At 66.3% G+C, this 24,724-nt stretch carries 34 protein-coding genes; 21 read left to right on the top strand and 13 right to left on the bottom strand.

Translation table 11 applies throughout. The features are described from left to right. The first annotated feature begins 217 nt into the window (after positions 1 to 217). The 6 genes from P6897_RS05565 (at position 218) to P6897_RS05540 (ending at position 5,185) form a co-directional block, all read left to right on the top strand. Positions 218 to 1,309, top strand: a complete 1,092-nt coding sequence (locus tag P6897_RS05565) for a ThiF family adenylyltransferase (protein WP_024357650.1) — start codon at positions 218 to 220, stop codon at positions 1,307 to 1,309. Continuing rightward, positions 1,239 to 2,501, top strand: coding sequence for a gephyrin-like molybdotransferase Glp (glp, locus tag P6897_RS05560; RefSeq protein WP_307723497.1), 1,263 nt, complete (start codon positions 1,239 to 1,241; stop codon positions 2,499 to 2,501). The genes P6897_RS05565 and glp overlap by 71 nt, the downstream gene beginning before the upstream one ends. Beyond that, the gene (gene moaCB / locus P6897_RS05555) at positions 2,498 to 3,454 is read left to right on the top strand and encodes a bifunctional molybdenum cofactor biosynthesis protein MoaC/MoaB (protein WP_067115762.1); all 957 of its coding nucleotides are present in this window, start codon (positions 2,498 to 2,500) and stop codon (positions 3,452 to 3,454) included. The genes glp and moaCB overlap by 4 nt, the downstream gene beginning before the upstream one ends. Then, positions 3,447 to 3,860: a molybdenum cofactor biosynthesis protein MoaE gene (locus tag P6897_RS05550; RefSeq protein ID WP_020628091.1), complete on the top strand. Its 414-nt coding sequence runs from the start codon at positions 3,447 to 3,449 to the stop codon at positions 3,858 to 3,860. Before moaCB ends, P6897_RS05550 begins: the two co-directional genes overlap by 8 nt. Positions 3,861 to 4,044: 184 nt before the next feature. After that, positions 4,045 to 4,548 (top strand): redoxin domain-containing protein, encoded by a 504-nt coding sequence (locus P6897_RS05545; protein WP_024357647.1) that lies wholly within the window; start codon positions 4,045 to 4,047, stop codon positions 4,546 to 4,548. A gap of 256 nt (positions 4,549 to 4,804) precedes the next feature. Continuing rightward, a complete protein-coding gene (locus P6897_RS05540) occupies positions 4,805 to 5,185 on the top strand; it encodes a hypothetical protein (RefSeq protein WP_067115759.1) in 381 nt (126 codons plus the stop codon). 122 nt (positions 5,186 to 5,307) lie between these two features. On the opposite strand, the gene P6897_RS05535 is transcribed toward P6897_RS05540, so the two are convergent. Together P6897_RS05535 and moaA are read right to left on the bottom strand one after the other, a co-directional pair. Next, on the bottom strand, positions 5,308 to 5,544 hold the full coding sequence (locus tag P6897_RS05535) for a MoaD/ThiS family protein (protein WP_020625377.1): 237 nt from the start codon (positions 5,542 to 5,544) through the stop codon (positions 5,308 to 5,310). 2 nt (positions 5,545 to 5,546) lie between these two features. After that, on the bottom strand, positions 5,547 to 6,605 hold the full coding sequence (moaA, locus tag P6897_RS05530) for a GTP 3',8-cyclase MoaA (protein WP_141369645.1): 1,059 nt from the start codon (positions 6,603 to 6,605) through the stop codon (positions 5,547 to 5,549). Between the two features lie 213 nt (positions 6,606 to 6,818). On the opposite strand from moaA, the gene P6897_RS05525 reads away from it, so the two are divergent. The 3 genes from P6897_RS05525 to P6897_RS05515 are packed head-to-tail and all read left to right on the top strand — an operon-like array spanning position 6,819 to position 8,457. Next, complete coding sequence (locus tag P6897_RS05525) at positions 6,819 to 7,412, top strand: molybdopterin-dependent oxidoreductase (protein WP_067115756.1); 594 nt, start codon at positions 6,819 to 6,821, stop codon at positions 7,410 to 7,412. Further along, entirely contained in the window at positions 7,412 to 8,170 is a 759-nt protein-coding gene (locus P6897_RS05520; protein ID WP_024357643.1) for a ferredoxin reductase, read from the top strand. Before P6897_RS05525 ends, P6897_RS05520 begins: the two co-directional genes overlap by 1 nt. Continuing rightward, the gene (locus P6897_RS05515; RefSeq protein ID WP_024357642.1) at positions 8,170 to 8,457 is read left to right on the top strand and encodes a DUF6510 family protein; all 288 of its coding nucleotides are present in this window, start codon (positions 8,170 to 8,172) and stop codon (positions 8,455 to 8,457) included. Before P6897_RS05520 ends, P6897_RS05515 begins: the two co-directional genes overlap by 1 nt. On the opposite strand, the gene P6897_RS05510 is transcribed toward P6897_RS05515, so the two are convergent. Continuing rightward, a complete protein-coding gene (locus P6897_RS05510) occupies positions 8,427 to 9,065 on the bottom strand; it encodes a TetR/AcrR family transcriptional regulator (RefSeq protein WP_282502324.1) in 639 nt (212 codons plus the stop codon). The two genes, P6897_RS05515 and P6897_RS05510, sit on opposite strands and share 31 nt — an antisense overlap. 400 nt (positions 9,066 to 9,465) lie before the next feature. Between P6897_RS05510 and P6897_RS05505 the strand changes: the two genes are divergently transcribed. Both P6897_RS05505 and P6897_RS05500 read left to right on the top strand, forming a co-directional pair. Then, positions 9,466 to 9,957, top strand: a complete 492-nt coding sequence (locus P6897_RS05505; RefSeq protein ID WP_024357640.1) for a hypothetical protein — start codon at positions 9,466 to 9,468, stop codon at positions 9,955 to 9,957. After that, positions 9,957 to 10,709, top strand: a complete 753-nt coding sequence (locus P6897_RS05500) for a helix-turn-helix domain-containing protein (protein ID WP_067115754.1) — start codon at positions 9,957 to 9,959, stop codon at positions 10,707 to 10,709. The genes P6897_RS05505 and P6897_RS05500 overlap by 1 nt, the downstream gene beginning before the upstream one ends. Positions 10,710 to 10,711: 2 nt before the next feature. Here the strand turns inward: P6897_RS05500 and P6897_RS05495 are convergent, their stop codons facing one another. The 6 genes from P6897_RS05495 to P6897_RS05470 form a co-directional block, all read right to left on the bottom strand. After that, positions 10,712 to 11,398: an RraA family protein gene (locus tag P6897_RS05495; protein ID WP_282502322.1), complete on the bottom strand. Its 687-nt coding sequence runs from the start codon at positions 11,396 to 11,398 to the stop codon at positions 10,712 to 10,714. 84 nt (positions 11,399 to 11,482) lie between these two features. After that, on the bottom strand, positions 11,483 to 12,046 hold the full coding sequence (msrA, locus tag P6897_RS05490; protein ID WP_020625394.1) for a peptide-methionine (S)-S-oxide reductase MsrA: 564 nt from the start codon (positions 12,044 to 12,046) through the stop codon (positions 11,483 to 11,485). Then, positions 12,043 to 12,519 carry a peptide-methionine (R)-S-oxide reductase MsrB gene (gene msrB, locus P6897_RS05485; RefSeq protein ID WP_020625393.1) on the bottom strand — a complete coding sequence of 159 codons (477 nt, stop codon included), beginning with the start codon at positions 12,517 to 12,519 and terminating at the stop codon, positions 12,043 to 12,045. Before msrB ends, msrA (P6897_RS05490) begins: the two co-directional genes overlap by 4 nt. Positions 12,520 to 12,645: 126 nt before the next feature. Beyond that, positions 12,646 to 14,094: a cysteine--tRNA ligase gene (gene cysS / locus P6897_RS05480; protein WP_067115747.1), complete on the bottom strand. Its 1,449-nt coding sequence runs from the start codon at positions 14,092 to 14,094 to the stop codon at positions 12,646 to 12,648. Between the two features lie 3 nt (positions 14,095 to 14,097). Beyond that, complete coding sequence (locus P6897_RS05475) at positions 14,098 to 14,961, bottom strand: hypothetical protein (protein WP_282502320.1); 864 nt, start codon at positions 14,959 to 14,961, stop codon at positions 14,098 to 14,100. A 7-nt stretch (positions 14,962 to 14,968) separates the two neighbouring features. Beyond that, the gene (locus tag P6897_RS05470; RefSeq protein WP_067115741.1) at positions 14,969 to 15,343 is read right to left on the bottom strand and encodes a VOC family protein; all 375 of its coding nucleotides are present in this window, start codon (positions 15,341 to 15,343) and stop codon (positions 14,969 to 14,971) included. Between the two features lie 77 nt (positions 15,344 to 15,420). Between P6897_RS05470 and P6897_RS05465 the strand changes: the two genes are divergently transcribed. After that, a complete protein-coding gene (locus P6897_RS05465) occupies positions 15,421 to 15,858 on the top strand; it encodes a MarR family transcriptional regulator (protein WP_067115738.1) in 438 nt (145 codons plus the stop codon). Here the strand turns inward: P6897_RS05465 and P6897_RS05460 are convergent. Genes P6897_RS05460 through P6897_RS05445 form a run of 4 tightly spaced genes read right to left on the bottom strand, consistent with a single transcriptional unit; the run spans position 15,848 to position 18,260 of the window. Beyond that, positions 15,848 to 16,201, bottom strand: coding sequence for a hypothetical protein (locus P6897_RS05460; RefSeq protein ID WP_067115735.1), 354 nt, complete (start codon positions 16,199 to 16,201; stop codon positions 15,848 to 15,850). The two genes, P6897_RS05465 and P6897_RS05460, sit on opposite strands and share 11 nt — an antisense overlap. Beyond that, complete coding sequence (locus P6897_RS05455; RefSeq protein WP_067115732.1) at positions 16,198 to 17,223, bottom strand: helix-turn-helix domain-containing protein; 1,026 nt, start codon at positions 17,221 to 17,223, stop codon at positions 16,198 to 16,200. Before P6897_RS05455 ends, P6897_RS05460 begins: the two co-directional genes overlap by 4 nt. Before the next feature lie 45 nt (positions 17,224 to 17,268). Next, positions 17,269 to 17,727 (bottom strand): DUF5709 domain-containing protein, encoded by a 459-nt coding sequence (locus tag P6897_RS05450; RefSeq protein WP_067115729.1) that lies wholly within the window; start codon positions 17,725 to 17,727, stop codon positions 17,269 to 17,271. Beyond that, the gene (locus P6897_RS05445) at positions 17,724 to 18,260 is read right to left on the bottom strand and encodes a carboxymuconolactone decarboxylase family protein (protein ID WP_067115726.1); all 537 of its coding nucleotides are present in this window, start codon (positions 18,258 to 18,260) and stop codon (positions 17,724 to 17,726) included. Before P6897_RS05445 ends, P6897_RS05450 begins: the two co-directional genes overlap by 4 nt. A gap of 253 nt (positions 18,261 to 18,513) precedes the next feature. Here P6897_RS05445 and msrA (P6897_RS05440) point away from each other — a divergent pair, with 253 nt between their 5' ends. The 9 genes from msrA (P6897_RS05440) to P6897_RS05400 all read left to right on the top strand — a co-directional run bounded on the left by msrA (P6897_RS05440) (position 18,514) and on the right by P6897_RS05400 (position 24,673). Next, positions 18,514 to 19,014, top strand: coding sequence for a peptide-methionine (S)-S-oxide reductase MsrA (msrA, locus tag P6897_RS05440; RefSeq protein ID WP_067115864.1), 501 nt, complete (start codon positions 18,514 to 18,516; stop codon positions 19,012 to 19,014). A 24-nt stretch (positions 19,015 to 19,038) separates the two neighbouring features. Continuing rightward, positions 19,039 to 19,434 carry a GNAT family N-acetyltransferase gene (locus tag P6897_RS05435; protein ID WP_282502319.1) on the top strand — a complete coding sequence of 132 codons (396 nt, stop codon included), beginning with the start codon at positions 19,039 to 19,041 and terminating at the stop codon, positions 19,432 to 19,434. Between the two features lie 28 nt (positions 19,435 to 19,462). Then, positions 19,463 to 19,843 carry a thioredoxin gene (trxA, locus tag P6897_RS05430; RefSeq protein WP_067115723.1) on the top strand — a complete coding sequence of 127 codons (381 nt, stop codon included), beginning with the start codon at positions 19,463 to 19,465 and terminating at the stop codon, positions 19,841 to 19,843. Then, positions 19,843 to 20,331: a carboxymuconolactone decarboxylase family protein gene (locus P6897_RS05425; protein WP_067115721.1), complete on the top strand. Its 489-nt coding sequence runs from the start codon at positions 19,843 to 19,845 to the stop codon at positions 20,329 to 20,331. The genes trxA and P6897_RS05425 overlap by 1 nt, the downstream gene beginning before the upstream one ends. Before the next feature lie 9 nt (positions 20,332 to 20,340). Next, positions 20,341 to 21,360, top strand: a complete 1,020-nt coding sequence (locus P6897_RS05420; RefSeq protein ID WP_082914215.1) for an AraC family transcriptional regulator — start codon at positions 20,341 to 20,343, stop codon at positions 21,358 to 21,360. 238 nt (positions 21,361 to 21,598) lie between these two features. Beyond that, a complete protein-coding gene (locus P6897_RS05415; protein WP_067115718.1) occupies positions 21,599 to 22,687 on the top strand; it encodes an ImmA/IrrE family metallo-endopeptidase in 1,089 nt (362 codons plus the stop codon). Then, positions 22,687 to 23,601 carry a bifunctional DNA primase/polymerase gene (locus tag P6897_RS05410; RefSeq protein ID WP_067115715.1) on the top strand — a complete coding sequence of 305 codons (915 nt, stop codon included), beginning with the start codon at positions 22,687 to 22,689 and terminating at the stop codon, positions 23,599 to 23,601. Before P6897_RS05415 ends, P6897_RS05410 begins: the two co-directional genes overlap by 1 nt. Beyond that, positions 23,598 to 24,245 carry a DUF2637 domain-containing protein gene (locus P6897_RS05405; protein WP_067115712.1) on the top strand — a complete coding sequence of 216 codons (648 nt, stop codon included), beginning with the start codon at positions 23,598 to 23,600 and terminating at the stop codon, positions 24,243 to 24,245. The genes P6897_RS05410 and P6897_RS05405 overlap by 4 nt, the downstream gene beginning before the upstream one ends. After that, positions 24,242 to 24,673, top strand: coding sequence for a hypothetical protein (locus P6897_RS05400; RefSeq protein WP_067115709.1), 432 nt, complete (start codon positions 24,242 to 24,244; stop codon positions 24,671 to 24,673). Before P6897_RS05405 ends, P6897_RS05400 begins: the two co-directional genes overlap by 4 nt. Positions 24,674 to 24,724 lie beyond the last annotated feature (51 nt).

Here is a 24,724-nt window from a genome sequence, read left to right as displayed (position 1 = left end):
AGAAGGAGCGCTGCGGCTGCCGCAAGGAGGGAGGGGGCACGCACGACAGGAACTCCTCTGAAAGACGGTCGGTCAGGCGAACGAAGTTGCCGACCTGTCTCAAGCCTCCCGTAGCCGAGGTCGTGAGAATGGCCTGCGACTGCTGGGCTTTGTCTGCTCTCTGCTGTCTCGCCGCTTCCGACCTCACCCGCTGGGACCGGCTCCCTAGCCTGAAGGCATGCCGGTCAATCCGCTCTCTCCGACCTTTCAGAGGCAGCGCGTCCTCACGGGCTTCGGCGTTCCCGCTCAGGAGCGTCTTTCGAGAGCGCATGTGCTCGTGATCGGCGCGGGTGGGCTGGCCAGCACCCTGTTGCCGGTCCTTGCTGCCGCAGGCGTCGGCAGCCTCACGATCGTCGATGACGACACTGTCGCCGAATCGAACCTGCACCGGCAGACGATGCACACGCCCGGCGACATCGGTCGCAGCAAAGCGGTCTCAGCCACCATAAGGCTCGCGTCGCTCGCTCCTGATGCTGAGCTCCGCGCCGTCGAGGGGCGTTTCGACGCCGTGACAGCCGAGGGTCTGCTGCACGGTGTGGACGTGCTCGTCGATGCCAGCGACAACCCGGCAACAGTGATGCTGGCAGACCGTGTTGCTGCCGAACGCGGCATTCCGCTCGTGTGGGGGTCAGCACTGGGGTACGCCGGCCAAGCAGGCGTGGCATGGGATGCCAGAGGCACCGACTACCGCGACTTGTTCCCGCATGGTCCGGACTCCAGTGCGGACACCTGCGACATGATCGGCGTGCTGCCGAGCGTATGCGCCGTCATCGGGGCGTTCATGGCGACCGAGGCACTCAAGCTCCTCACCGGCATCGGAGAGCCGTTGATCGGCCGGGTCGCCGCGTACGACGCACGCACCGGCCGCACCCGCGAGATCGCCTACCGGCGCGACGAGTCCGCCCGTGCCGCAGCGCAGAGCATCGAGACCACTCCGCTGTCATCCGACGATCAGAACGCCGTCTCGCCCGAGGAACTGCGCGACCTGCTCACAGCTTCCTTCCCGCCGCTGCTGATCGACGTACGCGAACCGTGGGAGGCCGACATCGCAGCGATCCCGGGAAACGTGCTGATCCCCTTGACCGAACTCCCTCGCCGGGCACCAGAACTCGACACCGGTCACCCCATCGTGCTGTACTGCCACCGCGGCACACGCTCACGCCAAGCGCTCGATCAGCTCCTCCAACTCGGATTCTCCGATGTGCGGCACCTCACCGGAGGCATCGATGCCTGGGCTGTCCGCATCGACCCCACGGCGAGCAGGTACTGACATGCCCCGCACATCGGTCGCTGAGCACACGGCCCGAGTCCGCACCCTCCTGAACGCCGTGAGCCAGCGCCCCGTCGAGCAGGTCGCCCTGTCTGACGCGCTAGATCGGGTGCTTGCCCACCCCATACGGACTCCGATAGATCTGCCCCCGTTCCGGAACTCACAGATGGACGGCTTCGCCGTCCGTACGGTCGACCTCGCGCGGACGCCAAGCAATCTGCCGCTGCGCGGTGCGATCCCCGCTGCTCCTGGCACACCTGGGCCGCTTCGCCCTGGCCATACCGTCCGGGTCATGACCGGTGCGCCGATCCCCGACGACGCCGATGCGGTCGTCCCTGTCGAACACGCCACCGTCCAGGGAACGACAGTGACGTTCACGCGGAAGCCGGACGTCGGAGAGTTCGTGCGTGAAGCCGGCTCTGACCTCGCGGGCAGTGAGCCTCTGTTGTCTGATGGCTTCCGGCTCGCTCCTCGCCACCTGGCGGCGCTCGCAGCTGCGGGAGTGGCGTCCGTCCCCGTTCGCTCACAGGTACGTGTCGCAGTGATCTCGACCGGAAGCGAGCTGGCCGCTCCCGGTGAGCTTCTGGCTCCCGGCCAGATCTACGACGCCAACGGCCCCGCACTCGCCGCAGCGGTACGAACCGCCGACGCCCTCTTGGTCGATGAGCATCGTGTCGTCGATGACACGGCCGCGTTCGCGCGCGCTCTCGACGCGTCGTGTGCGGCGGGAGCCGAGATCTTGCTCACCAGCGGGGGCATCTCGGCAGGCAACTACGAAGTCGTGAGGGAGCTTCTGGAGCCGCTCGGGGCGCACGTCGATACTCTCGCGATGCAGCCGGGCGGCCCCCAAGCCACTGCCATCTACAAAGGCGTTCCCGTGGTGTGCTTCCCAGGCAATCCCGTGTCCGCGCAGCTGTCGTTCATGCTCTTCATCGAGCCGGTCCTCCGTGAGGCAGCAGGACTGCACGCGCGACAGCCCGAGCCGCGGACCCTGGCCGAGCCTCTCACCTCTGTCGCCGGGAAACGGCAGTTCCGCCGTGGTGTGGGGTTGCCTGGAGGCCGGGTGGCACCGGTTGGCGGCCCTTCCTCGCACCTTGTCGCCGCCATGGCGGCATCCGACATGCTCATCGATGTCCCGATCGATGCCGTCACCCTCGACATCGGGACACGCGTGGAGACCTGGAATCTATGAACGAACTGCCGCACCTCGACGATCACGGCCGGTCGCGGATGATCGACATCGGCGGGAAGGCGATCACTCGGCGCACGGCGATCGCGACCGGCCGCCTCGACACGACACCGGCGGTGCTGGAACTGCTCGCCGCCAACCAGCTGCGCAAAGCAGACGCGCTCCCGACAGCGCGGGTCGCGGGCATCCAGGGCGCCAAGCGCACCAGCGAACTCGTACCCCTCGCGCACACATTGCCCCTGGAGTCCGTCACCGTGGACTTCGAGCTCAGCACCTCATCGGTGGAGATCCGGGCCACGGTCGCAGCGACGGCGAAGACTGGGGCCGAGATGGAAGCCCTCACCGCCGTCGCCATCGCCGGTCTCGCTCTGCACGACATGATCAAGTCCGTCGATCCGGCCGCCGTGCTCGGAGACATCCACCTCATCGAGAAGACCGGAGGAAAGCGCGGGCACTGGGTTGCAGACGCATCCGTGCCCGCAGAACACGGACAGGCGGTCGTGATCGTCTCCTCAACGAGCACCGCGGCCGGTACGCGCGAGGATCTCACCGGTCCGGCAATCGCAGACTGGCTTCGCGACCACGGGTATCGGCCAGACGAGCCCGTCGTTGTCGCTGACGCGGATATCTATCAGGCGCTCACGGATGCTCTCACCAGCGAGCCGGTATTGATCGTCACGACCGGCGGCACCGGGGTGCATCCCGAGGACCGCACCCCCGAGGCGACGAGCGCGGTGATCGAGAGAGCACTTCCCGGCATCGCCGAGGCCATCCGTGCAGCGGGCCGCGCGGCGACGCCGACAGCCTCGCTCAGCAGGGCGCTTGCAGGGATCGCCGGACGCACGATCGTCATCAACCTGCCTGGATCGCCACGCGGCGTGGAAGACGGCCTCATCGCACTGGAGCCGCTCTTGCCACACCTGCACGACCAGCTGGCCGGTGGCGGACATGCCTGACCCGATCGGTTTCGTCACCGCTGCTCCGCTGGACAAGACGCAGCTGGAAACACGGATACGCAGTAGGAAGAACGGGGCGGTGGTCACCTTCGAAGGCATCGTGCGCGACCATGATCACGGAGAGGACGTCGGCTCTCTCGACTACGAGGCGCACCCCGACGCGGAACGAATCCTCATCGACGTGTGCACGAGGATCGCTCAAACCACGGACTGCGATGTCGTCGCCGCTCACCGCATCGGGCACCTCGAGATCGGCGACGTCGCACTGGTCACGGTCGTCGCCGCCCCGCACCGGGCAGAGGCGTTCGCCGTCTGCGGGAACCTCGTCGACGCGATCAAGGCAGAGGTTCCGATCTGGAAGCACCAGCACTTCACCGACGGCAGATCGGAGTGGGTGGGGTTGTAGATACACCGCACGACCTAGCGAACCCGCCGGGTGAACGATGGTGCAATCACCGAGGAAAGAGGCGCCAGATGACTGGCATTGAGACTGAAGCACACAACTTTCATGGCAACCGACTTCCCCCGTCAGAAGCCGCCCGCGTCGCACCCACCGATGCGGCCGCTCGGACCGTTCTTGCGAGCCTCTGATGTCGTTGCTGCGTGGTGGTGATGCGTTCCCCGCCCTCGAGCTGCTCGAGGTGGGAGGCACACGCCGAACGATCCCGGCCGTATTCGCCGGGCAGTACGGCGTGGTTCTCTTCTCTCGCGGAGCAGGCTGCCGGTCTTGCGTGGAGCAGCTGCGTGCGTTCCAGCGCGGCCTACGACGCTTGTCCGCCGCGGGTATCGCTGTCGTCGCGGTGACTGCGGACGAGGAGCCGATAACCGCGGAGCTCGTGGCGCGCTATGGGCTGACTTTTCCGATCGGACACAGCGTGGACGTGGAGCAGATCACCGCCGCGACTGGAGCGTTCGTCACCGTGGACCCGCCGCAGTTGCAGACGACCGGATTCGTGCTGGATCCCGATGGGACGGTCGTGATCAGCGTGTACTCCTGCGGAACGTTGGGACAACTCGTTCCCGACGATGTCCTCGAACTCATCCGGGAGTTGCCTCAGCATGCGGATGCGAATCGGAAGCAGGCAGACCGATGAAAACCATCGATGCCATCTCGAGAGCGCGGATGCAGACCGCTGCGAGAGCAGTCGGCAAGGATGTGCGCAACCAGAACAGGATGCAGACACATCCTCTCTTGATCGTTCCGCCGGAGAAGCGACGTTGACCTCGTCTCCGAACGCCTCAGGTGCCACTGGGACAGCCGTCTGGGAGGAGCTCGCTCAGGAGGTCCTCAGCAGAAACCCACGCGGCCGGATACTCGTCGCCATCGACGGCGTGGACGCTGCAGCCCGCATGCACTTCGCCGACGCCCTGGCGGCAGCGCTGCGTGCAGTGGGACGTCACGCGACTCGTCTCAGCGCGGCCCCGTTCACGGACGATGACGCCGTCCGAACCATACTGCGCATGTTCCGCCACAACGGACCTGAGAGCGAGCTCGCTGCCGCGCCTGAGGACAGGATGCTGATTGTCGACGGTTGGTCACTGCTGCGCTCTAGCCTGCGCTCGGCGTGGCACTTCACCGTCTTCCTCGACGGCGGTGAGCCGGCGCACCCAGACACCCATGAACGGCATCTCCGCTACATGCGCGAGGACATTCCACGCGAATCATCCGATGCCGTGTACGAGGTGAGCGACAGCATGCATCCCCAGCGCTTGTACTCCGATTCCTGCTGAGACAAGGATCTGGGCAGCACCGCGGTCGTCTCACGTAAGAGGATGGCAGCGCAGGAGACGAATGCAGTTCACGACACGTGGACCCCCGCGGTGGATCGGACCTCAGCCGCTTGTGGTTTGGCTCAGCCGCCGGAGAACGGGGGCAGCACGTCCACCTGCGCGGAGACCGGTCGCGCGGGATCGCGTGAGGCGATGCCGTCGACGAGGAATGTCCCCTTTGCGATCACCGGCTCGAGTGCCGGGTGAGCTGTGAGGAGCGCGTCCTTCGCCTCTCCGAGGGTCGTCGCCTCGACGTGCTCTTCTTCGCAGCCAGCCGCTTCAGCGGCGGCTGCGAAGTATCGGACGAGTATGCGTGACATCGTCAGCCTCCGATCGCTCCCATGGAACGGGCCGGTCGACGAAAGCTCTTCTCTTCCATCCCGTGCCCAGCCTGTTTGTCCCACATCGTCGCCCGCCAGGCGTCGGCGATAGCGGCATCGTCTGCTCCACTTCGCAGCATCGTGCGCAGGTCTGTCTCGTCGTCTCCGAACAGACAGGAACGTACCGAGCCTTCGGCTGTCAGCCTGGTTCGGTCGCACGCGTCGCAGAAGCTGCGTGTGACGGACCCGATGATGCCGACGGTGGCCGGGCCTCCGTCGACGAGCCACTCCTCTGCGGGAGCGGACGGGTCTTCACGCCCGGCCGGGGTCAGCCGGTATCGGCGTCCGAGCACAGACAGAAATTCTTCGGCGGAGACGAGGTGGTCTCTGCGCCATGTCTGATCTGCATCCAGCGGCATCTGTTCGATGAACCGCAACCGCACGCCGTTGGCAAGCGCCCACGCCAGCAGGTCGGGCGCATCCGCGAGGGTCTCGCGCAGCGCCACCGCGTTGATCTTGATCGGGCTGAGCCCTGCGTACTGTGCCGCCTCGATCCCCTTGAGCACGGCAGGCAGGCGATCGCGTCGGGTGACAGCGGCGAAATGCTCGCGGTCGATCGTGTCCAGCGACACGTTGATCCGCGTCAGTCCAGCCTCCACAAGCTGCGGCGCCTTGCGGTCGAGGCCGATCCCATTGGTCGTCATCGACACCGGCAGGCCGGGCACGGCTGTCGTCGTCTGGCGCACGATCTCGACCAGATCAGGTCGCGTAAGCGGCTCGCCGCCGGTAAAGCGCACCTCACGGACTCCGAGATCGTGGACGGCTATGGTGACCAGACGCGCGATCTCTTCCGGAGTCAGCAACTCCCCGCGAGGGACGATGGGCAGGCCTTCCGCCGGCATGCAGTATGTGCAACGCAGCGAGCAGGCGCTTGTGATCGATACGCGCAGGTCTCGCGCGGTGCGCCCGAACCTGTCCACGAGAAACGGTGTCTCGGGTCGGCCGACCGTCGAGCGCGCGCGATGGCGAACGGTCGGCATGCCGAGCGCAACAGGGCACATGGTCACAGACTTCTTCTCGATGCTTGCGGGGGGGCGAGGTCGCCCGGTGGGGCGTCCTGTTCCACAGTGTGGTCGGCACAGTGGCCCGTTTTCACCCCGGGGACTCATCACCTGCAGTCATGGGCAAGTTCCGCGCAGGACCAGGCGATCAGCGAGAGAGCTCCCGCAATATCGTCGGTGGTGTACAGCCAGAGAAGACGGAAGGGGCGATGTATGTCGTTCACTACTCGCGGATTCGCGGGACGCCGGCGTGGACCCGATGATCAGCTCCCTCCGGGACAGACGCTGTTCGACAACTGGCCGGTGCTCACCGCCGGTCCCACCCCCTATGTCGATACCGAGACGTGGGATTTCGCCATCCTCGATGAGACCGGTACCGAGCATCACTGGAACTGGGAGCAGTTCCTGGCGCTCGGTGCCGAGGACATCACGGTCGACATCCACTGCGTCACGCACTGGTCCAAGCTCGACATGGCCTGGCGCGGGGTGAGCCTGGACAAGCTGTTCGAGAACGTCGAGACATCCCATGACTACGTCATGGCGCACTCCTACGGCGGCTACACCACGAATGTGCCGCTTGAGGATCTCCTGGATGGCAAGGCCTGGATCGCGACCGAGGCCGAAGGCGCACCGCTCGACGCAGAACACGGCGGGCCGGCACGTCTCCTGATCCCGCATCTGTACTTCTGGAAGAGCGCGAAGTGGGTCCGGGCATTGACGATGATGCCGACGAACGACCCTGGGTTCTGGGAGCAGAGCGGCTATCACATCTACGGTGATCCGTGGAAGGAAGAACGCTACTGGTGATGGAGCAGACCCGGCTCGCTCCGCTTCGCCCCCGCGTGAGGCCGTCGTGGTTCGTCGCCACGGTTTCGGAGGTGCGTCCAGAGACGCCGACTGCGGTTCGGCTGGTGCTCGATGTCCCGGGGTGGCCGGGGAGCGAGGCGGGCAGCCATCTCGATCTGCGACTGACCGCTCCGGACGGCTATCAGGCGACACGTTCGTATTCGATCGCATCCTCCGAGACGGGCGGAACGATCGTCCTCGCGGTCGATGAGCTGCCCGATGGCGAGGTGTCTCCGTTCCTCGTCCGTGAACTGCGCGTCGGTGACCAGCTCGAGGTCCACGGACCGCTGGGATCGTTCTTCCTCTGGCGCCCGGGACAGAGCCAGCGCCCCGTGCAGCTCATCGCCGGCGGGTCAGGTGTCGTGCCCCTCTACGCGATGGCGGCGTCTCATGCGGCCGCATCCGATCCCGTTCCGTTCCGGCTGCTGTACTCGGTGCGCACCCCGGAGGACGTCTACTTCCACCAGGAGCTCCTCGAGCTGTCGGACGGGTCGTTCGCCATCGACCTCGTGTACACGCGACGAGCGCCAGCCGGATGGCGGGAGCCGGTCGGACGGCTCACAGAATCGGCTGTCGCGGCGCGGACGCTCCCTCCGGAAGACCGCCCACGCATTTTCGTGTGCGGTTCGACAGGCTTCGTCGAAGCCGTCGCGCCCTGGCTCGTGAAGCTCGGCCATGCGCCGCAAGACATCCTCACCGAACGATTCGGAGGCCTATGATGACCAGCCACCTCGACGGGAACATCCTCGCCGGACCTCTCGCCCAGTTCCTCGTGCCCGATGCAACGATGATCGAAGGACGGTGCGGAGGTTGCGGGCGTATCGCGCCCCTTGGCGAGGCAGTCGTGTATCCGGACGCCCCGGGGCTGGTCGTGCGCTGCAAGACGTGCAGCCACGTGCTGGCGACGATCATCGACGCCGGTGAACGCCTCTTCCTCAGCTTCGCGGGGATGACTGCGTTCGCGATGAGGCGGGATCAGGCTGAGGAGTCGGTCTCAGTCGCGTAGGCCCCGAGTTGTGCGATAGCCATGTCGAGAGCGGCACGCATCGGATAAACATCTCGACTCGCCTTCGCCAGAAGATAACCTCCCTGCAGTGCCGATAGCAGCCCACTGGCAAGCGCTCGCGAGTCCGCATCGCTGCGCAACACGCCGCGTGTCTTCAGCCTCTCCACGGCATCGATCAGCATCTCCAGCCACTCATCGAAGTGGGCAGCGATCGCCCGGCGGGCATCCTCGTTGTGGTCTGCGATCTCGTTCGCCAGAGACCCGAGCGGGCACCCGTACGCGCCGTTGCGTAGCGCGTTGCGTTCGACGAGCTCATCCCGCCACAGCTCGAACCCACGTAGGGATTCCACCCGTCGAAGGCGCCGGCGCTGCTGCGTCAGGACGTCCTCCGCCCGGGTCTCGATGACTTCCTTCACGAGTGCGTCCTCGTCGGCGAAGTGCTGATAAACCTGAGACTTCGATGTCGCGCTGGCGGCTCGGACGTCGGCAAGGGTCGTCGCCGCAACGCCTCGCTCATACATCAGCTGGTTCGCTGCGTCGACGATACGCGCCCTCGTTGCCGCCCCTTTCGGCGTCAACCGGCGCGCACTCGTTCCGTCGGCAGTCACGCCTCCAGGGTAGTCTCCTCCGTCCGCAGGACTCGAAGTCGTCCGTCACGCGATGCCAGCCCGGCCGGCCCAGTGAAGTCCAGCGGAGCGGGACGCTCGCATCTCACACCTTCACAATAATGGACCTCGAAGTCCTTATCCAAGTCGACCCGAAACACCTAAGGCGATCCGAGCGCCCTGCTTTTCAGACCTATGACACCTCTCATCGATCGACGTCCGGCTCATACTTTGGTCTGGCGAGTCCTTTTCTGTCGTCGTAGGCTAGTGGTCATGATGTGCGGGAAGCCACGCGGCTCACGGATCTTCCGTGTGCGCGAGAACGTCCGAGCCGAGGGCTCGGTGCGGCTGCCCACGCGCGCCCGTCGAGAACGTTGCGCGCTCCGCAGGAGAGGGGCGTTCGGTGGACCTGCCTGTCAAGCTCGGTGACGCGCAAGAGTTTCTGATGCTCGTTCCCTCGCCTCTTGCGGAGCGGGTGGCTGAGGACGAGCGCCTGGTCGTGGCGGCCTATCGGTTTCGTAGGGGCCTGGGCATCCGGGCTCGACGGGCGTTGGCCTCACGCATCGAGCATGAGGTGACCGCCGCGCTGCACATCGTTCGGCCCGGAACGGTGGTGGTGGCGTTCGACGGTGCCGGCACGATGTCTCGAGCCCGAGTACACAGGTTGGCGACGGGCGTAGTCGGTGAGGTGAGCAGGAGCGCCACCAATCTCGTCGGCGCGGACACGACCGTGATTGGAGTCGTGGTGATGTCACCGGCCGAGCGAGATCTCGCCGCCGCGTGCGTGCGGCATGTCGCAGAGCAGCCACCGCACCGGGGCGACGGGCTCGTCTTTCACGCCAGCGACCTCCGCCGGGCGAACATCTATGAGCTGATCGAGGAAGCAGTCCTGTGATGACGGTCAGCTCTCCCCGTGGTCGCAGCGAGGACCACCTGTTAGTCATCTACCAGCGTCGGAACGCCTCGGTCCTGTCGCTGCAGGGGCGGGACGCTGAGCTGACCCCCGGGAGCATCGTCGTTGTCCCCCGCTCGACGGTGGAGAGCGCGATGCCCACCGAGGATGCCGATCGCATGATCGTCGAGGTGCCGTTGGGTGTGGTGGGGTTGACGGCGGATCAGGTCGCTGAGGTCTCGGGTGTCGACCTGCAGGAGCGGACCTCGCTGGCGGCGCTGCTGCGGTCCGTGCTCGGGGGCGTGATGGACTCCGAACTCAGCCTTCGCGACGAGGTCGACGTGTTCGCACCCGTCGCCGACCTGCTGAAAGTCACCCTGCTCAGCGCCCTCACTCCCGACCGCGCCACGACCCGGTATCCGCTGGCCGAGCAGATCGTCACCTACGTGCTCGACAACCTCACCGACCCCGGCCTCGGAGCCGCCAGGATCGCGAAGGACCTGCACGTGTCCGAGCGTCTGCTCTACGCAGAGATGTCCCGCGCGGACATCAGGCTCGCGCAGCTGATCCAATCCCAGCGCCTGCGCCGCGTCCGCGACGCCCTGACCGCACCGGCCACCATCGACGTCCCCATCGGCGTCCTCGCCCAACAGCACGGATTCGTCTCCGCCAGCCACTTCAGCCGCATCTTCCGCGAAGAATTCGGCACCACACCCCGCCAATGGCGCAACAACACCACGCCACCGGCACCGTGAGATCACCGCTCGCGTGTCAGGCCTCCGTTGCGACCTTCCCGCGCGATCAGGTCACGGGACGCGCTGTCGTCGGCGCGGATCTGATGGGCGGTCTCGAGCACGTCGTCGATGTCGCTGTCGGGGATGACGACGGCTCCCGATGAGTCGCAGAAGATGTACTGGCCCGGATAGATGCCCACTCCTTCGATGACGACGGGGATATTTGCCTGAAACGGCGTGACCACTGCTCCACCCCAGGCGACGGCCTCTCCCGAGCACCATGCGGCGAACGGTTCCGCGGCCAGTTCGTCGAAGTCGCGAAGGCGTCCGTCAGTTAGGACGCCGGCGAGGCCGACGTTGGTCGCACGGGAGAGCTTCGTTCCACCGGCGAGAGACGTCGAGCTGTGGCCGTTGCTGGCCATCACGAGGACCGTATTGCCGGGATTAGCTGCTGATCCGTCGACGGCCTGGTGGAACAGCCGTCCGAAGGTGTATTCCTCCGGGTCAAGTATGGCGTGGCAGGTCGGGAAGAAGGAGATCGTCGCGACGCGCCCGAACAGGATGCGTTCGGGTGTCGGGCTGACGAGCCCGGTGATATGGGCGCGGTGACGGTGCTTCCGGCCGAGCGCATCGGTCAGGTCTGCGCATGTGAGGACTGCGGCTGACGCTGCGCGACGTCGCTCCACCGCGTTGTCTTCATCTTCGTTCACGGTCGTTCCGCATCATTCCTCCGTCACTGATGACGTGGGGGCGCGCCACCGGCTCAGCGGTGGCACGCCCCCACGTGGACATGGTCAGACGGAAGCCTCGGTCGCCTGGATGCGGCGGGGCAGGACCCAGCCGGCACGAGGGTAGTGGCAGTTGTAGCCGTTCGGATACCGCTGGAGGTAGTCCTGGTGCTCAGGCTCGGCCTCCCAGAACGGGCCGGCGGGCTCGATCGTGGTGACAGCCGATCCTGGCCACAGGCCGGAGGCATCGACGTCGGCGATCGTCTCCTTGGCGACCTGCTCCTGCTCGGGGGTGAGCGGGAAGATCGCCGACCGGTAGCTGGTGCCGATGTCGTTGCCCTGACGGTTCAGGGTCGACGGGTCGTGGATCTGGAAGAAGAACGCCAGGATGTCCCGGTACGTCGTCTTCGATGGGTCGAAGACGATCTCCACGGCCTCGGCGTGGCCGGGGTGGTTGCGGTAGGTGGCGTGATCGTTCTGCCCGCCGGTGTATCCGGCGCGGGTGCTGATCACGCCCGGCTGCTTGCGGATGAGCTCGTCCACGCCCCAGAAGCAGCCGCCGGCCAGGACGGCCGTCTCGGTGCCGGGTGTGCGGGTGACCTCTCCGGTGTCGTGAATTCCACTGGTCATGATGCGTGCTCCTTCGTGGTCGTGGTGGTGGTCTCGAACAGTGAGCGGAACTCTCCATACCCCTCGGCCTCCAGGTCGGAGACGGGGATGAACCGCAGCGCGGCGGAGTTCATGCAGTAGCGCAGGCCGCCGGCGTTCGCGGGGCCGTCGTCGAAGACGTGCCCGAGGTGGCTGTCCGCCCCGGTAGAGCGGACCTCGGTGCGGGGCATCCAGAGGGATCGGTCCGTCTTCGTGTGGACGGCGTCAGCGACGACCGGCTTGGTGAAGCTGGGCCATCCGGTTCCGCTGTCGTACTTGTCGGTGGATGAGAACAGGGGCTGTCCGGAGACGACGTCCACGTACAGGCCGTCCTCGTGGTTGTCCCAGTACTCGTTGCGGAAGGCCGGCTCGGTGCCGTCCTTCTGGGTGACGCGGTACTGCTGGTCGTTGAGGCGGCTCAGGGCCTCAGAAGTCTTGCTGTAGTCGTGCGACACGATGTCCTCCTTGTTCGGCGCCGCTGGCTGCGGCGTCACTGTTGATAACGCCGGGGTGACGCGGTTTGGTCCCGTGAGCCTGGGAGTGGGCTGTGACTTCGAGAATCCTCCTGTTGTTGTTCCGGGCTATGAGGTACGGCCTTCGGTGAAGCCCCATGTCGTACCTGACTCGCTGTCGTTGAGCACGATCCCGGCGGCGTCGAGTTCGTCACGGATACGGTCTGCGGTGCGGAAGTCTCCGGCCGCACGTGCCTGGGCTCGCTGGTTGAGCGCCTGTGCGACCAGGGCCTCCACTGCGCGCTCGGCGTGCGGGGGTGTGGCCGTTGATTCGTCCCACGGGCTGTCGCGCGGGTTGATGCCGAGGACGCCAGTCATGGCGAGCACCGCATCCAGCGTGTCGGCACCGGCCCGCGCGTCGTGCTGGGCGAGGGCGGTGTTACCCCGCCTGACCTCGTCATGGAGGACCGCGAGTGCCGTGGGGATGTTGAGGTCCTCATCCAAGGCGTTTCGGAATGCGACCGGCAGCATCTCCGCGTCCGCCGTCCGCCTGGAGTGGTTGGTGCTCCGGGTGATGAAGTCTTCGATCCTGCGCATCGCCGCCGTGGCTGCTCGCAGGGCCGAGTCGGTCAGTTCCAGGTTCGACCGATAGTGGGCCGATCCGAGGTAGTAGCGCAGGTCGAGAGGACGCATGTGCTGCAGTAGATCGTCGAGGGGTGTCGCATTGCCGAGGGACTTGCTGATCTTGTCGCCGCTGGACGTGACCCAGCCATTGTGCATCCAGTAGCGCGCGAATCCGTATCCGGCGGCACGGGACTGCGCCTGTTCGTTCTCATGATGAGGAAAGCGCAGGTCGAGCCCGCCACCGTGGATATCGAAGCTCTCTCCCAGGTAGCGGAGAATCATCGTCGAGCAGCTCAGATGCCATCCAGGGCGTCCCGGCCCGTAAGGCGAAGCCCATGCTGCGCCCGCGGTACTCGCCGTTCCTGTCGCCGCATCCGAGAGAACCGACTTCCAGAGCGCGAAGTCGCGAGGGTCACGTTTCTCCGTCGCCTGATCGGTATGTTCGTCTCCGCGGAGAGTCCCGGTCTCCTGTGAGGTCAGAGACCCGTAGTCGGGCCATGATGAGACGTCGAAGTAGACGTCCCCCGCTTCCCCTCCCGCTCGGTACGCGTGGCCTCGGGCGATCAGCCGGTCAATGAAGGTAAGCATCTCGGCCGTGTGCCCTGTCGCGCGCGGCTCGATCGACGGCGGCAAGATGCCGATCATGCGATACGCGTCGGCGAACGCCCTCTCATGACGAGCCGCCCACGCCCACCATGGAACGCCCGCCGCCTGGCTCGCGACAAGGATCTTGTCGTCCAGGTCGGTGATGTTTCGCACCAGAGTCACGTCGAGATCGTGGCCGATCTGGAGCCATCGTCGCAGCTGGTCGAAGACCACTGCCGAGCGGAGATGACCGACGTGCGGCGGAGCCTGAACAGTCGGACCGCACAGATAGATGCCGACGTGGCCCGGTCGCAGGGGCGCGAACGTGCGCAGCGATGACGTTCCACTATCGAAGAGCCGTAACGTCATCGATCAGCCCATCTCACGGGTGCGCTGCTCTCGGAGCGCACGGAGGTGGACAGCGGCCCAGGAGCGGAAGGGGCGCCAGCGTTCCGCGACCTCCTCGAGCACCGAGTCGGGCCCGTACTGGTAGGAGATCTCGGCGTAGAGGCGGCGTTCCGCGCGCGGAAGGATGTCCTGGGCGTTGGCGCCGCGGATAAGGATGAGGTCCGTGGCGAACGGGCCGATGCCTGTCACCGCGAGCAGGTCGCGGCGAGCCGATTCTTCGGGCATTGCTCGGAGCCAAGGACCGTTGAGCAGTCCGGTGAGTGCGGCCTCTGCGACAGCCCGGAGATACTCTGGCTTCCGACCGGGTAGGTCTAGTTCTCCGGCGTCGATGGCGCGGATGAGCGCATCGGGCGCGGGAAAGGCCCCGTCGTTGCCGTGCGCGACGATAAGGTCGCGGCGGAGTCGGGCAGCGACTGGGACGCGAGTGCGCTGCGACAAGACACACCAGGCAGCGGCTTCGTACGGAGAATGGAAGCCGCACGGGCGATATCCGGGGAGAGCCCTTTGGGCGGTGGCGATGATCGGGTCGCGATCGCCGACGGCCGGCCATCCCCGCGCGTCCACATCGAGAGAGAGGAAGCGCCGCACCTGCTCAGCGGCTGCGGCCAGATCGCCCGGGCCGGACAAACCTATCTGGGCGCACTCCCGGCTCTGGGTGACCTGGGCGGACACAGACGTCCAGTCATGCTCGCTCACAAAGCGTGCGGAGAGGACGTCCGGATCACCGCCGGCCTCGATCGCGGTAGGGGTGAACTCTTCCCAGAACCGCTTGCTGGTGCGCAACGACCAAGGCCCGAGCATTGGGACCGAGAGGGTGTGCTGCGCCATGGTGGTGTTAGGCGCGGGCGTGAATGGTGACGACGTAGCCGTCGGGGTCTCGGAAAGAGAACTGCAGTCCGAACGGCCCCTCGAACGGTTCCTGCACGATCGGCACTCCCGCGTCGACGAGTCGTGCATGCACGCCTTCCGCGTCATCGTTGTGGAACCAGACGCCGATGCCGGCGCCGAGCTGAGGGATCGCGTCGAGATCCACGCCCGGGAACGGGTCGCGGATGGCGAACGCGGCACCTCCTGCGGAGAAGACGGTCGCTGCCGGGTTCGAGTCTGGGAGCCGCGTGAGTCCGACGAGCTTGTCGTAGAACTCCGCGGAGACGGCGCGGTCCCGCACCTGGAAAGAGACGAAGTCCGGGCCGGTGGTTGTTGCTGCCATGAGCAGGCTCCTGTTCTGTTCAATAACGCCAGTGTCAATATCCTGACACTCAGTGGAGTGTGTGTCAAACTATTGACATGGATGCATTGGACCGGAGCCCGGAGTCGCTGGGGGTGCTGATCAAGGAGACGCAGTCGCTCCTGAACCAGCGAATGGACGATCGGCTTCGCCCGCTCTCGCTGAGCGTGCCGCAGTACGCGTGCTTGACCGCCTTGCAGGACACGCCAGGTATCACGAGCTCCGAACTCGCCCGGCGCGCGTTCGTGTCTCGCCAGTCGATGAACGTGCTGCTGCAGGGACTGGAGAAGCGGGGACTGGTGACCCGCTCGAGTGATCCTGGGCCCAGGCGAGAACGGAGCGTGGTGCTGAACGACGCCGCAGAGCTCCTCCTCGAACGCGCGCATGAGGAAGTCTCCTCGGCTGTTCAACGCATGACCATGGAGGTCGAACCGGTGGAGCGCGCCCGTCTTTACGAGCTTCTGGCCCGTTGCCGAGACGCCCTGCTCATTCCTTGACGGCATTCTCAGGCCCGGGGAACTGGTACCGGCCGACGGCGGTGTAGGAGCCGCGGCGGAAGCGGAGACCAGCGATTCGCTCGTCTTCGACGAGCCAGCGCAGTTCGTAGCACGCTCGGTAGTCTGGCGGCCAGAAGGAGCAGAACTGCCCCCCTGCATCCACGTACCACTCCCCCAAGGTGGGTCTTCCGTCCTCGACGTACACGGTCTTGCCGTTCTCGGCGAATGCCTGCGTCGCCCCGTCCTCGTACAGGATCGATGCGGCCGTCAGCGCGCGAGGGATATCCGATGCTCGAACTTCCTCCGCGTCGATGACGGTGAGGTCAGACAGAGGCTCGTTCATCCGTACGTCTCCTCTGGTCTGATCTGCTGCGAGAGTTCCAGTCGGCTCTCGTCCTGGGTCTCCTCGAGGCGTGGTGTGGTGTTGTTGCGCCATTGGCGGGGGGTTGTGCCGAATTCTTCGCGGAAGATGCGGCTGAAGTGGCTGGCTGAGACGAATCCGTGCTGTTGAGCGAGGACGCCGATGGGGACGTCGATGGTGGCCGGTGCGGTCAGGGCGTCGCGGACGCGGCGCAGGCGCTGGGATTGGATCAGCTGCGCGAGCCTGATGTCCGCGCGGGACATCTCCGCGTAGAGCAGACGCTCGGACACGTGCAGGTCCTTCGCGATCCTGGCGGCTCCGAGGCCGGGGTCGGTGAGGTTGTCGAGCACGTAGGTGACGATCTGCTCGGCCAGCGGATACCGGGTCGTGGCGCGGTCGGGAGTGAGGGCGCTGAGCAAGGTGACTTTCAGCAGGTCGGCGACGGGTGCGAACACGTCGACCTCGTCGCGAAGGCTGAGTTCGGAGTCCATCACGCCCCCGAGCACGGACCGCAGCAGCGCCGCCAGCGAGGTTCGTTCCTGCAGGTCCACACCCGAGACCTCAGCGACCTGATCCGCCGTCAACCCCACCACACCCAACGGCAGTCGGAAGAAGTCCCCGATGACTCCTTCGTCGAAGGCGTGGACGTAGGGGCTCGTGCTCGGGTAAACGACGATGCTGCCCGGGGTCATCACGGTCTGGTCATCACCACGGCGCAACATCGACCGGTTGCCGCGCTGGAAAACCACGAACAAGGACTCGTCGTCGTCCGACATGATCATCCGCTGAGGACGCATAGCGAGGGCCGCCAGCGAGGGCACCGTCTTGACGGACAACGCTCTCAGCTGCCCAATGTCTTGGTACGACACGCTCACATGCGCCTCGCGGCCCTGCGGGTCGAGAGTCAGGTCTGTCTGAACGAGGTTCTCGCAGAGCATCGTACGGATCGTCTCCACGCGGTCACGTGGATCGACGCTGCGCGAGTCCCATGTCTGCTGCATCATTACAGCCTCCGCCGTTCTCCCGGGCTTCCCCGGTCTGATTCCAGACTATTGCCGGTCATAGTCGCCCTCGTCAATGACGACATGGATAGCTGCCTCCTCGGCGGAGGCGGCGCCGTTATCGATGCCGATGTCGGAGGCCCAGAAGTCGGAGGATGGGTCTGGGTTGCCGGGTTCGGTCCAGATCAGCCGTCCAGCGCGTACCGATCCGACCTGGTCGTCAAGGATCTCGCCGTCCGTGCCGATGATGTCGCCGATCCCGTCGCCCATCGGCTCTTCGGGTTCGTGCTCCGGCACCTCACGCGCCAAGCGAGCCGCCAGCGGTTCTCGAGTACGTGCTTCGCGTGCGGTGAATCCCCACGACAGTTCGGATGACCGCCGCTCCGGTGGAGAGTATCCCGGGCCGTCGTCATCAGAGTCTTCGCCGAGAAGATCCGAGTCGAGGCTCTCATCCGGCGGAAGCAGATCGAACTCGATGTCCTGCCCGCTGACCGATCCATCAGTCATGATGGGTTCCCTTTCTTTCCCCCGGCGCCTGGTCTATCGGCGTCACGTGCAGGCTCTTCGTCACCGGGTGATATCACCGGTACGGCGCCCTGCGCGAGCTTCAGCCGCGTCCACACGTTCATGTTGATGACGACGGCTGCGATCTCCGCGATCTCACGCTCATCGAAGAACACCGTCAGTCCTTGATGCATCTCATCGAAGTGCTCGTGCTCGTAACGTGTCAGCGCTTCGCAGTACGCCAGTGCAAGTGCTTCGGAACCGGAGAACATCGTGCTCTGCCGCCAGCTCGCCAGGTGCGCGACCATCGCCGCGCCGATGCCTACCTCCACGGCGATACGCGTGTGCAGGATCAGGCAGTACGAGCACGGATTGATCTGAGCAACCCGCAATCGGAGAAGAGCAGCTAGGCGATCACCGATCGACAACTTTGCCGTGTACCCGAACCCCGCAGCCATCTGCTTCGCAAGCTCATGGAAGTCAGAGAGATCCGGATCAAAGCGCACATTCTCGAAATCGATCTGCTCTGATATCACGATCTCTCCTCACCGTAGGGCACGGTTCGCTGGCTTGCCGGAGTTCCGACGCCTCCTCCGACGGTAGATCCGCTTCTCTGCCCCGTGTGGCCTGCCCCTGCAGAGAGCTGTCTTCTCCCTGCAACCGCCCGCCCCGCTTTCGAACGCGGCAGGTCGCGGACATTACGCTGCACAGCCAGGCCACCTGGACAGCACCCGGCTCCGTATCGTGACCCGAAGGGGCGTGCTGCCCGCCGTGAAGAGAGAGAAGACGATGCCGACCTCGAGAGTGATCCTCGCCAGCGGCTGCTTCTGGGGAGCCCAGGAGCTCTTCCGCTCACTCCCGGGCGTCGTGAGCACCCGCGTCGGATACTCCGGCGACGACGACACCCCCAACGCGACCTACCGGGATCACGGGGATCACGCAGAAGCCCTCGAAGTGATCTATGACCCCTCGATCATCCGATTCCAGATACTGCTGGAGTTCTTCTTTCAGATTCACGATCCCACCACTCGGAACCGTCAGGGAAACGACATCGGGCGCAGTTACCGATCAGCGATCTTCACGACGACCGAGGGACAGAGGAAGGTCGCCTTCCACGTGATCGAAGCGATCAACGCTTCCGGCCGCTGGCCAGGAAAAGTCGTGACAGAGGTGGGCGAAGCCGGCTCGTTCTGGGAGGCCGAACCCGAACACCAGGACTACCTGCAAAAGCACCCCAATGGCTACTCGTGCCATTTCATCCGACCCGACTGGGTACTACCGGGCCGCTGACCGAGATCTCGCGATAGGAGAGACATGAAACATCCCGACGGAATGATCGGCTTGACCGCGACCGACGCCGACACTGACCTCCCGGCTGCATCCTCGGACGCAGCCGAAGACTTCGTCATCACTGAGAACGTCGAGTCCGAGCTGTACGAAGCGACCGTGAACGGCAAGCTCGCCGCCGGCCTGCTCTACAGCAGAACCGGCGACCGGGTGCTTCTGCTCGCCGCGTCCGTGTTCCCCGAGTTCCGCGGAAAGGGAGTCGCGGCGCGACTCCTTGGAGGCGTCCTCGACCGTCTCCGCGAGGACAAGAAGACCGCGACGGTCTCGTGCCCCTTCGCCGCCGCGTACATCCGCGCTCATCCGGAGTATGCGGACGTCGTCGACACGCGATTCCCCGGCAACCCCCACGGACACCACCACTGATCATCATGCGCACAAGAGGAGAACCCACATGGCAACCGTCGAACTGACCGAGGACAACTTCGAGGTCACGATCAATCAGAACGACATCGTCCTCGTCGACTTCTGGGCGGACTGGTGCGCACCATGCCATCAGTTTGCGCCGGTCTTCGAGAAGTCGTCGCAAGACAATCCGGACATCGTCCACGCGAAACTCGACACGGAGTCGGAGCAGCGCATCACCGCGGCGGCCCAAATCACCGCGATTCCCACTCTGCTCGCCTTCCGCCAGGGGTTGCTCGTCTTCAGCCAGGCCGGCGCCCTACCGCCCACTGCCCTGGCCGAAGTAGTAGAGAACGTCAGAGGACTCGACATGGACGAGGTCAGGAAGGACCTCGACTCCGATGGCGGCTCAGCCAAGGAGGATCGGTGATGACGACCTTGCATGAACCACGCCCCTACATGGACAAGGCCGTCCCAGAAGCATGGGAAGCCGCGTCTGCGTTCGCGACCGCTGTGTCTGAGGCCGCTTCGCAACGCGGACTCACTCCCGCCGAGAGCGAGTTGATCAAGGTTCGGGCGTCGCAGCTGAACGGATGCGTCTTCTGTCTCGATCTGCATTCGCGGCAGGCAAGGCGCGCAGGCGTTAATCAGCAACTACTCGACATCTTGCCCGCCTGGCGCGAGTCGCCCCTGTTCAGCGATCGAGAGCGCGCCTTGCTCGCGATCGCTGAAGCAGCCACCCGGCTCCCGCTCGACGCCGCCGTGAATGTCGAGCTCGCGCAGGCCCGAAGCACCCTCACCGAGGAGGTGTTCGCGGCCGCGGAGTGGGTCGCTGCGGCCATCAACATGTTCAATCGGATCTCGATCCTCAGCCAACACCGCGTGCGACCACGCGACTCGGAAGGCAAGCTGAGCTGACGGTGTGCCGTGCGCAGCGTGGCCGCTACGCCAGAGGACGCGTTCGAGGCCGCGCACGACTTGCCGCCCAATCAACCGATCAAGTTCACGCGCCCCTACCCAGCGGTTCAAGCGCCAGGCGATATCGCGGCCATAGAGATGGTGCGTACGGTCCCGTCAAGCCGTACCGTGTTCCGGCACGCGAAGATACTCAACGTCGTCGAGGGCTCTTGCGCCCTCGATACTGCTGAGAGCGTGCACGTCCTGCGTCCTGGCATGTCTCTTGCCCTCGGCACCGGCAAATGGTGTCGCTTGCGGCCATCCCCGTCCGTACGCATCTGGGCCATCTACGCCGACGAGCAGTTCTGGCGCACCCAGATGGCATGGTTCCTCCCCGACGCAGAACGAGTAATCGCAGGACTACATCCCCTCGAGTGGGACGGCCGCGCGATCGTCCTTGCACCAGGAATCGCTGCGCTGCGGCAGGTCGAGCCGATATGGCGACAGATGAGCATCCTGCGCAGCGGGACCCACTCGCCCGAAGTCGTCGCGACTCACACTCTCGAGCTTCTCGCGCGATGGATGAGGTTGATACTGCCGTATTTTCTGGATGAAGCGTCGGACACCACCACGGCGCCGTGGACACCTATCAATGGACGACTGACCGACACCGGATCTATTGGCTACGTCGGTCAGGCAATCCGGTTGCTTCGCGGGCGCATCGCAGAGCCGTGGACCGTTGGAGCGCTCTCACGAGAGCTCTCCCTCTCACGGACCCACCTCACCCGCATGTTCGTACAGCACGCCGGCGCCGCCCCGATGCGTCTACTCACTGAACTCCGGCTCACTGAATTCGCGCGGCTCATTGAAGAAACCGATATTTCCGTGATGCGTGCCGCGAGCGAAGTCGGGTGGAGTGACCCGCGCGTAGCATCCCACTGGTTTCATCGTCGCTACGGCATCACGCCGACACAGTACCGACGCACACCACACACGGTTCCTGAAGATCGACAAAGCCACGCTATCGCTGCCAACGACACCAGCCGGTAACCTCTGCGGACTCGTCGTATGAACCGCTCCACTCGACGCGTGTCCCACGTTTCACCGGCGACGTCGACAGGTCTTGGACTGCCGTGTAGAACACGTCAAATACGTCGGGTTCATCGCGGAGCCTGACGGCCACAGGCCCAGTCCGTTGTCCGTCTCTTCTTCCTGATCCGCCCGGCGCACCTCATGGTCGCAAGGGTCAACGGCTTGTGCCGTTGGCCTCGCCGGGAGGAGGTCATTGATGGCGACGGACGAGGAGGCGCGAGCGGCGCAGGATGCGCGGCTCCAACAGCTCCACGAGCGGCTAACGGCTGCAGTCGATCAGCTCGTCTCGGGTGAGGACTGGAAGCGTGCGCTGGAGTTCGCGGCCCGGTTCCGGGCGAAGTCGTTCAACAACACCCTGCTGATCTGGGCTCAACATCTCGATCTCTACGAGGCAGGTCGCACAAGCGCGCCAGAGCCGACCTTCGTGGCCGGTTACAAGCAATGGAAGGCGCTGGGTCGCTCGCCGCTCGCGGGCGGGTCGATGCAGATCTTCGCCCCGCTGATGGCGCGGTTCGCGTCCTCGACACCGCAGAACCCCGGATCATGGCGCCGCCTGGACAGGTACGAGAAGCCGAAGCCCGGAGAAACGGTCCGGTCGAAGATGGTCCGCGCGATTCCGGTGCGTGTCTGGGACGTCTCGATGACCGACGGCCCGCCGATCCCTGAACGCCCGGCGCCGACGCTGATGGAAGGCCAGGCACCGGACGGCTTATGGGAAGGGCTATCGGCACTGGTGGCGGCCGAGGGCTTCGCGGTGCTGCGGGTCGAGCACGAGGGGATGATCCACGGCGCGAACGGCCTGACCGACTTCCAGGCGCGCACGGTCGCGGTGCGGACGAACATGGACGAGGTCGCGCAGGTGAAGACTCTCGCGCACGAGCTCGCGCATGTGATGCTGCACGGCCCCGACAATCCGAATGCGACCGGGCATCGAGGCGTCGGCGAGGTCGAGGCCGAGTCCGTGGCGCTGATGATCGGTGCCGCGCATGGCATGGACACCACCGCCTACACGATCCCGTATGTTTCAGGCTGGGCGGGCACGGTGAAGGACAGGGACCCGGTCGAGGTCGTGCAGGCCACCGGCGAGCGAGTCCGCAAGGTCGCGGTGACGATTCTCGACGCGCTGCCCACCGTCCAGGTCGGCACCGGCGACCCGCCCGGCCTATCCCGTGAGCCGGCTGGGACTTCGCGTGTGGCTGGCTCAGAGCGGATCGCACCCCAGTCGGTGCCGGTCGAGTCGGCGCGTTCGCCACGTCCTGCGGGCGTGGCGGTGAGGAGCCTGTGATGAGCGTCGCCAGCGTCCTCGCCTCGGTGTCAGGCCTTCCATTGCCGCAGGCCGCCGCACGGCTCGCGGCTGCTGGGGTGCCGGTGTTCCCGTGCGTGCCGGGCGCGAAGAACCCGCTGTTGAAGCCCGACGAGGAGAACCCGCAGGCGCAGCCCGGCGGGTTCCACACGGCAACCACCGAGACCCGTCAGGTGGCGGCGTGGTGGCGGCGCTGGCCGTCGGCGAACATCGGCATCCCGACCGGCGCTGCCTCCGGGGTCGAGGTCGTCGATGTGGACCGCAAGCCCGGCGGTGACGGGTTCGCGGCGTTCGAGCGCGCCCGCCGTGCCGGCCTGGTGCCGGGGTGGCTGGCCGTGGTCAGGTCGGCGTCGGGCGGTGCGCACTTCTACTTCCCGGCCGACCCGGACCGGCCGCAGCGGTCGTGGCAGGCAGCGAAGGCGCATGTCGACTTCCGCGGCGACGGCGGCTACATCATCGTCCCGCCCTCGGCCGTGACCAGCTCCGGTACCTACGAGTTCGTCGCCGGCGCCGACCGTGTGCCAGGACCCGTGGATGCGGCTCGACTGCGGGGCTTCCTCGACCCGCGCCCGGAGCCTGCCCCGCACCAGGCGCGCGGCCCGATCCGCTCGCAGGACGCGGCGCGGCTGGCCGCATGGGTCGGGATGCGCGCCGAGGGCGAGCGCAACCGCGGCCTGTTCTGGGCATCGTGCCGTCTCGCGGAGGCGGGCCTGTCGCTGCCCGAGATGGTCGACGCGCTCGCCCCAGCGGGCGAACGGGTCGGCCTCCCGCAACGGGAGATCGAGACGACGATCCGCTCTGCGTACCGCGCCACGCACGCCCAGCCCGCGTCCGTCGTCGGGCAGAGCGATGCCTCGCGCCAGCCGGCGCGGCTCACGGGGCAGGTGCTCTCATGAGTTCCGCGGTGCGGACGCGGGGCGGGCGGGTCGCGGTCGTGACGGCCGTGGCCGGGACGGTGTTCATCGCGGCCGGCGCGTTCTGGCTCTCGTTCACCGCCCTCGCGGACCTCGCTCGCCGCTCGGGCGTGGATGCCGGGCAAGCGTGGGCGTGGCCGCTCATCGTCGACGGGATCATCGTCGTCGCCACGGTCGCTGTCGTCGCCCTCGGGGGCCAGCGGTCGGCTTGGTACCCGTGGCTGCTGCTCGCGGCCGGTGCGCTGGTGTCGGTGACGGCGAACGCGATCCACGCCGTCGTTGCGGCCGACGCCGACGTGCCGGGCGTGCTCGCCGCGTGCGTGGCGGCGGTGCCGCCGCTGGTGCTGCTGGCGATCACACACCTCACCGTGATCCTCACCCGCCCCCTTCCCGTGAGCATCGAGCCCGCCGAGGAGTCTGCGCCTGATGAGGACATGCCTGATGCTGCGCCGGCGCCGCCGACAGTCGTGCCTGTGCGCCAGGTAGGCCGGGAGCTCGCGGCGCGCCTGCGGGAGGAGGGCTGGTCGAACAAGTCCATCGCCCGGCGCCTGGGCGTGCACCCATCCACCGTGGGCCGCTGGTTCGCCCCGCCCGCAACGACGAGGAGTCAGGAGGAGACGCCATGAACGACGACCAGCACACGACCGCTCTCCACGAGCAGGTCGAGCGCGAGCCCGACCAGCGGGAGCGCGACGAGACGCCGCGGGAGCGCGAGACCTCGGCGCTCGCCCGGCACCGCGACCCGTCGCTGACCCAAGACGCCACGGAGGCGGCGAAGAAGCAACGGCCGGGCGTGGAGTGGGTGCGCCCGACCGACCTCATGGCCTCTCGCTCGGCCCGGATCGCTGGGCGGGGCATCGACTTCCAGGCCGAGCTCGCCCGCCGCTCCCGCCTTGTTCCCGGCCAGGCATACCGGGCGACGCGCACCGGGGCACGCACGGGTGTCCGGTTCGTGAGCGAGCGTGCCCGGAAGCTGCCGCCCGTGACGGCGTTCGGCCGCGGGTCCGGGGAGCACTACTCCTGGGTGTCGCGCTCCGGGATCGGGCTCGGGTAACCATGTTCGCCCCCGGCGCGACGGCGCGAAGCCAGGCCACTGGGGGCCGTG

Origin of the sequence: Microbacterium sp. BDGP8, assembly GCF_029991045.1 — a bacterium.
Lineage (GTDB): Bacteria > Actinomycetota > Actinomycetes > Actinomycetales > Microbacteriaceae > Microbacterium > Microbacterium plantarum.
Note: the sequence above shows the minus strand (reverse complement) of the source record. Positions and strands in the feature narration are given on the sequence as shown.

Coding starts and splice junctions, on each gene's coding strand:
- P6897_RS05535 (WP_020625377.1), bottom strand. CDS start 5,544: ATGTCACGCATACTCGTCCGATACTTCGCAGCCGCCGCTGAAGCGGCT.
- P6897_RS05425 (WP_067115721.1), top strand. CDS start 19,843: ATGACGACCTTGCATGAACCACGCCCCTACATGGACAAGGCCGTCCCA.
- P6897_RS05470 (WP_067115741.1), bottom strand. CDS start 15,343: ATGGCAGCAACAACCACCGGCCCGGACTTCGTCTCTTTCCAGGTGCGG.
- P6897_RS05565 (WP_024357650.1), top strand. CDS start 218: ATGCCGGTCAATCCGCTCTCTCCGACCTTTCAGAGGCAGCGCGTCCTC.
- P6897_RS05405 (WP_067115712.1), top strand. CDS start 23,598: ATGAGTTCCGCGGTGCGGACGCGGGGCGGGCGGGTCGCGGTCGTGACG.
- P6897_RS05410 (WP_067115715.1), top strand. CDS start 22,687: ATGAGCGTCGCCAGCGTCCTCGCCTCGGTGTCAGGCCTTCCATTGCCG.
- P6897_RS05500 (WP_067115754.1), top strand. CDS start 9,957: ATGACGGTCAGCTCTCCCCGTGGTCGCAGCGAGGACCACCTGTTAGTC.
- P6897_RS05455 (WP_067115732.1), bottom strand. CDS start 17,223: ATGATGCAGCAGACATGGGACTCGCGCAGCGTCGATCCACGTGACCGC.
- msrA (WP_020625394.1), bottom strand. CDS start 12,046: ATGACCAGTGGAATTCACGACACCGGAGAGGTCACCCGCACACCCGGC.
- moaCB (WP_067115762.1), top strand. CDS start 2,498: ATGAACGAACTGCCGCACCTCGACGATCACGGCCGGTCGCGGATGATC.
- P6897_RS05435 (WP_282502319.1), top strand. CDS start 19,039: ATGAAACATCCCGACGGAATGATCGGCTTGACCGCGACCGACGCCGAC.
- P6897_RS05550 (WP_020628091.1), top strand. CDS start 3,447: ATGCCTGACCCGATCGGTTTCGTCACCGCTGCTCCGCTGGACAAGACG.
- P6897_RS05475 (WP_282502320.1), bottom strand. CDS start 14,961: ATGGCGCAGCACACCCTCTCGGTCCCAATGCTCGGGCCTTGGTCGTTG.
- msrA (WP_067115864.1), top strand. CDS start 18,514: ATGCCGACCTCGAGAGTGATCCTCGCCAGCGGCTGCTTCTGGGGAGCC.
- glp (WP_307723497.1), top strand. CDS start 1,239: ATGTGCGGCACCTCACCGGAGGCATCGATGCCTGGGCTGTCCGCATCG.
- cysS (WP_067115747.1), bottom strand. CDS start 14,094: ATGACGTTACGGCTCTTCGATAGTGGAACGTCATCGCTGCGCACGTTC.
- P6897_RS05545 (WP_024357647.1), top strand. CDS start 4,045: ATGTCGTTGCTGCGTGGTGGTGATGCGTTCCCCGCCCTCGAGCTGCTC.
- P6897_RS05520 (WP_024357643.1), top strand. CDS start 7,412: ATGGAGCAGACCCGGCTCGCTCCGCTTCGCCCCCGCGTGAGGCCGTCG.
- P6897_RS05515 (WP_024357642.1), top strand. CDS start 8,170: ATGACCAGCCACCTCGACGGGAACATCCTCGCCGGACCTCTCGCCCAG.
- P6897_RS05460 (WP_067115735.1), bottom strand. CDS start 16,201: ATGAACGAGCCTCTGTCTGACCTCACCGTCATCGACGCGGAGGAAGTT.
- P6897_RS05525 (WP_067115756.1), top strand. CDS start 6,819: ATGTCGTTCACTACTCGCGGATTCGCGGGACGCCGGCGTGGACCCGAT.
- P6897_RS05540 (WP_067115759.1), top strand. CDS start 4,805: ATGCACTTCGCCGACGCCCTGGCGGCAGCGCTGCGTGCAGTGGGACGT.
- P6897_RS05465 (WP_067115738.1), top strand. CDS start 15,421: ATGGATGCATTGGACCGGAGCCCGGAGTCGCTGGGGGTGCTGATCAAG.
- P6897_RS05415 (WP_067115718.1), top strand. CDS start 21,599: ATGGCGACGGACGAGGAGGCGCGAGCGGCGCAGGATGCGCGGCTCCAA.
- P6897_RS05450 (WP_067115729.1), bottom strand. CDS start 17,727: ATGACTGATGGATCGGTCAGCGGGCAGGACATCGAGTTCGATCTGCTT.
- moaA (WP_141369645.1), bottom strand. CDS start 6,605: ATGTGCCCTGTTGCGCTCGGCATGCCGACCGTTCGCCATCGCGCGCGC.
- trxA (WP_067115723.1), top strand. CDS start 19,463: ATGGCAACCGTCGAACTGACCGAGGACAACTTCGAGGTCACGATCAAT.
- P6897_RS05400 (WP_067115709.1), top strand. CDS start 24,242: ATGAACGACGACCAGCACACGACCGCTCTCCACGAGCAGGTCGAGCGC.